Here is a 792-nt window from a genome sequence, read left to right on the forward strand (position 1 = left end):
AGGAACCGGCAACGGCAACACACGACAATTGGCTATCCATATGGTCAGCGCCTTTGCGACCACTAATGGCGTGGTGATGGGACAGCTAAAAACCGGGCATAAATCCAATGAAATTAAAGCCATCCCGAAATTGATTCATTTGCTGGATATTAAAGGTTGTCTGGTGTCTATTGATGCGATGGGGTGTCAAACCCAAATTGCAGAAAAGATCCTTCATCAGGGAGGCGACTACCTGCTAGCGGTGAAAGGCAATCAGGAACGCTTGTACCGGGCAGTCAAACAGGCCCTGGCGGCGAAAACTACGGCGAGCAGTACCAAAGAAAATGTGACGATAGAACAAGACCATGGGCGCATTGAAGCCCGAGAATATCATGTGTTACCTGCGGATGAACTGGGGCAGCAATTTCCGGCCTGGAAAGGGGTAAAAAGCATCGGTGTGGCAATGGGTTATCGCCTTGAAAAATCAGGCAAAGAATCACTGGCGTATCGATATTATATCAGCTCTGCTGAATTGGAACCGGCACGCTTTGCGGCGGCAGTGCGTGGTCATTGGGGAATTGAAAATCGTGTCCACTGGGTCCTTGATGTCTCAATGAATGAAGATGCGTGTACTATTTGTCGTGGTGACTCCGCAGAGATTTTAGCCTGTATGCGACATCTGTCTCTCAATATGCTGAGGGCAGAAACCAGTGAAAAAGCCAGTATTCGGCGCAAACGGAAGATGACCAGTATGAATAGTGCCTATATGGACAAGGTGTTAATAGCAGGATTATGCTCGATGGTTAAACAATG

The 792-nt window shown here is 48.0% G+C and carries 1 protein-coding gene; it reads left to right on the top strand.

Annotated elements, in window-relative coordinates; all coding sequences use genetic code 11:
- The coding region (locus tag ACGF7G_RS22530) for an ISAs1 family transposase (protein WP_387468517.1) at positions 1–792 on the top strand (792 nt) is incomplete at both ends.

The sequence above is a fragment of the Photorhabdus sp. RM323S genome, assembly GCF_042879375.1.
Taxonomy (GTDB): Bacteria; Pseudomonadota; Gammaproteobacteria; order Enterobacterales; family Enterobacteriaceae; genus Photorhabdus; species Photorhabdus tasmaniensis.